Source organism: Actinomadura rubrisoli, from assembly GCF_004349215.1.
GTDB classification, from domain to species: domain Bacteria; phylum Actinomycetota; class Actinomycetes; order Streptosporangiales; family Streptosporangiaceae; genus Spirillospora; species Spirillospora rubrisoli.
Genome location: NZ_SMKU01000431.1, coordinates 1 through 6970 on the forward strand (window position 1 = coordinate 1; position 6970 = coordinate 6970).

The 6970-nt window shown below is 75.4% G+C and carries 6 protein-coding genes; 3 read left to right on the forward strand and 3 right to left on the reverse strand.

All coding sequences use genetic code 11. The features are described from left to right. Window positions 1–900 (forward strand): acyl-CoA dehydrogenase family protein (locus tag E1298_RS42025; RefSeq protein WP_131902968.1); only part of this gene is annotated, 900 nt, incomplete at its 5' end. 6 nt (window positions 901–906) lie between these two features. Here E1298_RS42025 and E1298_RS42030 read toward each other — a convergent pair. After that, window positions 907–1575: a TetR/AcrR family transcriptional regulator gene (locus E1298_RS42030; protein WP_131902969.1), complete on the reverse strand. Its 669-nt coding sequence runs from the start codon at window positions 1573–1575 to the stop codon at window positions 907–909. 69 nt (window positions 1576–1644) lie between these two features. On the opposite strand from E1298_RS42030, the gene E1298_RS42035 reads away from it, so the two are divergent. After that, window positions 1645–3093: an MFS transporter gene (locus E1298_RS42035; RefSeq protein ID WP_131902970.1), complete on the forward strand. Its 1449-nt coding sequence runs from the start codon at window positions 1645–1647 to the stop codon at window positions 3091–3093. On the opposite strand, the gene E1298_RS42040 is transcribed toward E1298_RS42035, so the two are convergent. Both E1298_RS42040 and E1298_RS42045 read right to left on the reverse strand, forming a co-directional pair. Then, window positions 3064–4209, reverse strand: coding sequence for a CaiB/BaiF CoA transferase family protein (locus tag E1298_RS42040; RefSeq protein ID WP_131902971.1), 1146 nt, complete (start codon window positions 4207–4209; stop codon window positions 3064–3066). The two genes, E1298_RS42035 and E1298_RS42040, sit on opposite strands and share 30 nt — an antisense overlap. 91 nt (window positions 4210–4300) lie before the next feature. Beyond that, window positions 4301–5878 carry a hypothetical protein gene (locus tag E1298_RS42045; RefSeq protein WP_131902972.1) on the reverse strand — a complete coding sequence of 526 codons (1578 nt, stop codon included), beginning with the start codon at window positions 5876–5878 and terminating at the stop codon, window positions 4301–4303. 404 nt (window positions 5879–6282) lie between these two features. On the opposite strand from E1298_RS42045, the gene E1298_RS42050 reads away from it, so the two are divergent. After that, window positions 6283–6970: serine/threonine-protein kinase (locus E1298_RS42050; RefSeq protein ID WP_131902973.1), on the forward strand; the 688-nt coding region annotated here is incomplete at its 3' end.

Below are 6970 nucleotides of genomic sequence, written 5' to 3' on the forward strand. Positions count from 1 at the left end.
GGGTCGGGCGGGGTGGTGGCGTCGCTGTTCACCCACGGCATCGCGCTCCCGCATCTCATCGCGTCCGGCGACGAGGGGCTGATCGACCGGTTCGCGCGGCCCGTGCTCGCCGGGGAGATGATCGGCGCGCTCGGCGTCACCGAGCCGGGCACCGGGTCGGACGTGGCGGGGATCCGGACCACGGCGGTGCGGGACGGGGACTCCTACATCGTCAACGGGGCCAAGCTGTTCATCACCTCGGGCGTGCGGGCCGACTTCGTCACCACGGCCGTGCGGACGGGCGGTGAGGGGTTCGACGGGATCTCCCTGCTGGTGGTCGAGAAGGGCGCCCCCGGGTTCACGGTGTCCAGGCCGCTGCGCAAGATGGGGTGGCTCTGCTCCGATACCGCGGAGCTGTCCTTCAGCGATGTGCGCGTGCCCGCGAGCAACCTGGTCGGGGCGGAGAACAGCGGGTTCCTGCAGATCGTCCAGAACTTCGTGAGCGAGCGGCTGTCGCTGGCCGTCCAGGCGTATGCGACCGCGCAGCGCTGCCTGGATCTCACGATGGGGTGGATCCGGAACCGCGAGACCTTCGGACGGCCACTGGCGTCGCGGCAGCTCGTCCGGCACAAGGTCGCCGAGATGGCCCGGCAGGTGGACGTGGCGCGCGCGTACACCCGGTCGGTCGCCGAGCGGCACGCGGCGGGCGAGGACGTGCTGACCGAGACGGCCTTCGCCAAGAACACCGCGGTGTACGCCTGCGAGCACGTGGTCCACGAGGCCGTCCAGCTCCACGGCGGGATGGGCTACATGCGCGAATCGGAGGTCGAGCGCCACTACCGCGACGCGCGGATCCTGGGGATCGGCGGCGGCACCAACGAGATCATGAACGAGATCGCCGCCAAGCGCCTGGGGTTGTAGCGCGGATCATCCGGCCGCGCGGGCGATGAGGCCGTCGACGAGGGCGCGCAGGCCGTCGAGGTAGGTGTCCTCGGCGGTCAGCGGCGCCCAGCGCGTGCCCAGCGCGGACAGCCGGGGCAGCGCCGCGGGATCGAGGGCGGCAAAGACCCGGTCCCGGTAGGTGGGCCGGTCGTCGCGGGCGCGCCGGCGGGCGGACGCGGCCCGGACGAGCATCTCCCCCGCCGTGTAGTACCAGATCGCCCGGTAGGCGTGGACGGCCTGCTCCGGGGTCAGGCCGCACTCGATCAGCCCGTCCACGATGTTCTCGTTGAACCACAGCGCCGACTCCGACATCAGGTCGTCGGCGGTGAGCACCTCCACGATCCAGGGGCAGCCGGCGAGCGCCTCCCGGATCGCCGCCGCGACCACGATCACGCGCTCGCGCGGGTCGGCGGGCAGGTCGGGCCTGCGGAGCGTCCGCGCGGCGTAGTCGTCCAGCAGCAGGACGAGCAGTTCCTCCTTGTCGCGGACGTGGTGGTAGAGCGCCATCGGGGTGCTGCCGACCTGCGTGGCCAGCCGCCGCATCGTCAGCTTGGCGACGCCCTCCTCGTCCACGAGACGGCGCGCGGCCTCGACGATCTCCTCGCGGGAGATGCGGGGCGGCCTGCCCCTGCGCTGCGCGGACGGTTGCGGCATCCCCCCATCATCGCCCATCCGCGCTCCCCGGTGTGGACAGCGGAGACGTGCGCGGGCTATTTTTCTTACATGTATAAAAATTCACGGGGGCGACCCGGAGTGGTGCTGGCCGCGGTGGCCGTCGCCCAGTTCGTCGTCGCCCTGGACATGGCCGTGGTGAACGTCGCCCTGCCCGCGATCCGCGCCTCCCTGGGCTTCGCGCCGGTCGACCTGGCCTGGGTCGTGCACGTCTACGCGCTGACGTTCGGCGGGTTCCTGCTGCTCGGCGGCCGGGCCTGCGACCTGTACGGGCGGCGCCGGCTGTTCGTCCTCGGCCTCGTGGCGTTCGGCGCCTTCTCGCTCGCGGGCGGGCTGGCCCAGGCGCCGTGGCAGCTCGTCGCCGCGCGGGCCGGGCAGGGCGTCGCCGCCGCCGCGCTGGCACCGGCCGGGCTGGCCATGCTGACCACGACGTTCACCGAGGGACGCGAGCGCGTCCGGGCGCTCGGGGTGTGGAGCGCGGTGAACGCCGCGGGCGGCGCGCTCGGGGTCCTGGCCGGCGGGCTGCTGACCGAGTACGCGGGCTGGCGGTGGGTGATGCTGGTCAACCTGCCCATCGTCGCCGGGGCGCTGGCGCTGGTCTTCGCGGGCGTGCCCGCCGAGGACGCGTCCGCGCGGCGGGAGCGGCTCGACGTGCTCGGCGCGGTCCTCGCGACGTGCGGGATCGGGCTGCTGGTCTTCGGCGTCATCCGCACCGAGACGCGCGGCTGGACCTCGGCCGTGACGCTGGCGACGCTCGCGGGCGCGGCCGTGCTGCTGGCGGCCTTCACGTTCGCGGAGTCGCGGACGGCGGCGCCGCTCGTCCGGCTCGGGCTGCTGCGGAGCCGGTGGGTCGCCGGGGCGAACCTGTTCGTGTTCCTCGCGGCGGCCGGCCAGTTCGCGTCGTTCTACTTCGTGTCGCTGTACATGCAGGGAGTTCTCGGGATGGGCGCCGCCGCGACCGGCGCGGCGTTCCTGCCCTTCTGCGCCGGTGTGATCGTGGGCAGCGTCGTCGCGACGCGGATCGGCGCGACCCGCTCGCCCCGCGCGTCCCTGGTGCCGGGCGCGCTGCTCGCCTCGGCGGGGCTCGCCTGGTTCGCCTTCATCAGCCCCGGCGGTGGCTTCCTGGCCGACGTGCTGGGCCCGTCCATGGTCGCCAGCGTCGGCCTCGGCCTGTGCCTGGCCCCGGTCGCCGCCGCCGCGACGACCGGCGTCGTGTCCCGGGAGGCCGGGATGGCGTCCGGTGTCCTCAACAGCTCGCGCCAGCTCGGCGGCTGCGTCGGCCTCGCCGCGCTCGCCACCGTCGCGGCCGGGCGCACCGGCGCGGCCACGGGCCCGTCCGCGCTCAACGACGGCTACGCCCTGAGCCTGGCCGTGTCCGCCGGGCTCTTCCTCCTCGCCGCGATCGTGGCCGTGGTGGTCCTCCCCCGCCGTCAACGGCTCCGGGCAGCGGATCTAGGGGCGCGGCGGGGATCAGCCCTGGACGACCGCGCCGTCCGTTAGGAGGGCGTCGACGTCGTCGAAGCCCAGGTCGGTGAGGACGTCGCGGGTCTGGCCGCCCGGCAGGACGGGGACGCCATCGGTTTCGGCGGCGGTGCGCGAGAAGCGCGGGGCGGGGGCGGGCTGCCGGTGGCCCGCCAGCTCGGGGAAGACGTCCCGGGCCGTGTTGTAGGGGTGCTCGGCGGCCTCGGCCATCGACAGGACGGGGGCCACGCACGAGTCGCCGGGCAGGAACACCTCGGCCCACTCGTCCCGCGTGCGGGCCTTGAAGGCGGCGGCGAAGCGCTCGCGGAGCCCGGGCCAGCCGTCGCGGTCGTGCTGGGCCGGCAGGTCCTCGTCGGCGAGACCGAGCAGGCGCAGGAACTCGGCGTAGAACTGCGGCTCGATCGCGCCGACCGCGACGTGCCGCCCGTCGGCGGTCTCGTAGACGTCGTACCAGGGGGCGCCGGTGTCGAGCATGTTGACGCCGCGCTGGTCCCGCCACATGCCGCCCGCGAGGAACCCGTGGACGAACGTGGACAGGTGCGCGGTGCCGTCGACGATCGCGGCGTCCACCACCTGGCCCTGCCCGCTCGTCCTGGCCTCCAGCAGGGCCGCGAGCACGCCGGTCACGAGGTACATGCTGCCGCCGGCGAAGTCGCCGAGCAGGTTGAGCGGGACCTGCGGCGGGCCGCCCGCGCGGCCGATGGCGTGGAGGGCGCCGGTGACGGCGATGTAGCCGATGTCGTGGCCGGCGCTCCGCGACAGCGGCCCCTCCTGGCCCCAGCCGGTCATCCGGCCGTACACGAGCGCGGGGTTGCGGGCGAGGCAGTCGTCCGGGCCGATGCCGAGGCGCTCGGTGACGCCGGGGCGGAATCCCTCGATCAGGACGTCGGACCTCTCGGCCAGGCGGAGCACCACGTCCCGGCCCTTGCCGCTCTTGAGGTCGACCGCGATCGACCGCTTGCCGCGGTTGGTGAAGTCGGTGCCGCCGGTCGCCCCGGCGCCCGCGACGGCGGAGGCGCGGTCGACCCGGACGACGTCGGCGCCGAGGTCGGCCAGCAGCATCGCGGCGAACGGCCCCGGGCCGAGCCCGGCCAGCTCGATCACCCGTACCCCGGAGAGCGGCCCCTTGCCCATCTGCGACCCCTTTCGCGCCCGCTGAACGTCGTTCGGTCACCCTAGTGTGCACGACGGCGGTAAGTGGTCGCTGACCGGCCCTCCGGGAGGGTCACTCCGGCGGGACGGCGGTGAGCCGCACGGCGGGGCGCCGCCCGCGCCTGACGGGCTCGACGGGCTCGGCCACGAGCAGGCGCTCCTCCGCACCGGACGAGCGGACCGGGCCCTCGGCGCGCGGGACGAGGCCGCGCGCGGCGGCGGCCAGGTAGTACCAGCCCCCGGACGGGGCGCGCCACCAGGTGCCGCTCACCGGACGGCGGTCGTCGCAGGCGCCCGAGGCGTACTGCTCCCGCTCCCCCAGCAGCGTCGCCTGCGCGTCGGCGCCGCCGCCGGGGAACGCCAGCCGGGTGCACACCCAGTCGGCGGACGTCCCGCCGTGCGGCAGCGTCCCCGACCAGAAGTCCCAGGCCGTCGCCTCGGTCACCGGGCGCGCCGGGCGCGGCGCGCGGCAGCCGAGGCGCTCCCAGAACCGCACGCCCTCCCGCCCGAGCCGCACCGTGCCCTTCGCGGCGGCGGCCCTCGCGGCGGCGGACGGGCGGTACGCCGGCGAGTGGTAGGCGAGGACGGCCGCGCGCGGCCCGCCGAGATCGCCCACGGTGCGGGACCCGTCCGGACCCTGGAGATGCAGGATCGGGCCCCGGCCGCAGCGGGTCCGGGCGAGCGCGGGGCCGATCACGCCGTCCCGCAGCTCCATCCCGTCACCGGCGAGGGTCTCGGGGCGGGTGTCCCAGGGGGCGAGCAGGTAGCGGCCGCCGCCGAGGTGGATCGGGGCGGACGGGTCGGCGCCCGCCGCGACGACCTCCAGGCCGGACTGCCGCGCGTAGCGGGCGAGCCGGTCGCCGCTCCGCAGCAGCACGAGCGGGGCCCCGCCGACGTGGCCCGCGTACAGCAGCTGCGCGGTGCCGCCCTGCGCGCGCCTGTCACCGGTGGCGCGCGCCCACGCGTCCAGGGCCCGCCGGGTGATGGCCCGGTCGCGGACGAGCCCGCCGCGCGCGGGCCAGGCGTCCAGCGTGCGGGCGCCCGGCGTACCGGCGGCCCGCGTCCAGGCGGCGGGAGGGGCGGTGACCAGCCGCAGGCCGTGCGCGGACGCCGAGCGCGAGCCCCCGGCGAGGGATCCGTCGCTCTCGGTCATCACGAGCGCGCCGACCAGCCCCGCGGTGAGCGCGGCGGCGGTGGCGAGCGGCAGCAGCGACCGGTGGCGGACGGGCCGCAGCAGCGCGGGCTCGGGCCACTCCGGACGCCGGGGCGCGGGGACCTCCAGGGCGTCCGCGGCCTCGATCACCGGCCACGGGTGCCGCACGCCCACCTCGATGAGCTGGTCATGGACCGCGTACCGGGGCATGCCCAGCATGTGGCGCAGCACGTACGCGGCCCGGACGGGCGGGTCCAGCCTGGCCAGGGCCCCGGTCGGCCCGGGGTCGGGCAGCCGCCCGGGCACGGCGCGCAGCCAGGGCCCGAGGCCGACCTGGAGCCGCCGGGAGGGCCGCATGGCGCGGCGCAGGACGCGGGTGCGGCGCCTGGCGAGGCCCGCGGGCGAGCGGTCGCGGCGGGCGGTGCCGTCCACGATCCGGCGCGCGATCGCCAGCCGGTAGGCGCGCTTTCCCCTTCCCGGAAGAACGAAATACGCCATCCGGACAAGTTCGCTGTACGGCGATTCCGTTCCCGGATTCGTCATGGCATCCTCGGCCACGGCGGCCACTCCCTACTGCGCGTTCCCTACCGCGCGTCCCCTGGTCGCGAACCCCGAGGTTAGGCAGCCCGGCGCCGGACCGGCGCCGAATTGGGACAACGATTAAGAAGGCCGGTGGATATCTCCCGCTATTTCATTACCGGACGCGGGCGGGACGCGTTCCGGGCGCGTTCCGGAGGCCGCCTCCCCGGGCCGCCGCCGCGAACCGCCGGTCCGGGGAGCGGCCACGCCCGTTTCGTCCAAGTACTACGCTGTTGACCTCCGGGGGAACCGCCCCGGGCCGCCCCGCATCGAAGGATCGCGCCCCCGCCGCGAGACCGCCGACGCCCACCCGGGAAGGACCCATGACCGAGGACGTCCCCGGCTACCGGGTTCTGGAGCAGGTCGGCGAGGGCGGCTTCAGCGTCGTCTACCGCGCGCACCAGGAGCGGCTCGACCGGATGGTGGCGCTCAAGGTCCTGTCGGTCAGCGCGGTCGACGACGCGGCGATGCGCCGCTTCCAGCGCGAATGCAAGATCACCGGACGGCTGTCCGGGCACCCCAACATCGTGACCGTGCTGGACACCGGCACCACCCGGTCCGGCCGCCCCTACATCGCGATGGAGTACTTCGAGCACGGCGCGCTCACCGACCGGCTCGCGCGCGAGGGGCCCTTCCAGCTCGCCGAGGTGCTGCGCATCGGCGTGAAGATGGCGGGCGCGCTCGCCGCCACGCACGAGACCGACGTGCTGCACCGCGACGTGAAGCCGCAGAACGTGCTGGTGTCGCGGTACGGGGAGCCGGCGCTGGCCGACTTCGGCATCGCCCGGCTCGTCGACTCCTTCGACGCCACCCACACCCAGGCGTTCACGCCGCACCACGCGGCGCCCGAGGTGCTGGAGGGCAGGCCGCCGGGCGTCGGCTCCGACATCTACTCGCTCGGCTCGACGCTGTACCAGCTCCTCGCCGGTCAGCCGGCCTTCAAGGGCCCGCCCGGCGAGGGCATCGCGCTGCTGATGCTGCGGATCCTGAACGAGCCGCCCCCGCCGATCC

Coding starts and splice junctions, on each gene's coding strand:
- E1298_RS42030 (WP_131902969.1), bottom strand. CDS start 1,575: ATGCCGCAACCGTCCGCGCAGCGCAGGGGCAGGCCGCCCCGCATCTCC.
- E1298_RS42035 (WP_131902970.1), top strand. CDS start 1,645: ATGTATAAAAATTCACGGGGGCGACCCGGAGTGGTGCTGGCCGCGGTG.
- E1298_RS42040 (WP_131902971.1), bottom strand. CDS start 4,209: ATGGGCAAGGGGCCGCTCTCCGGGGTACGGGTGATCGAGCTGGCCGGG.
- E1298_RS42045 (WP_131902972.1), bottom strand. CDS start 5,878: ATGGCGTATTTCGTTCTTCCGGGAAGGGGAAAGCGCGCCTACCGGCTG.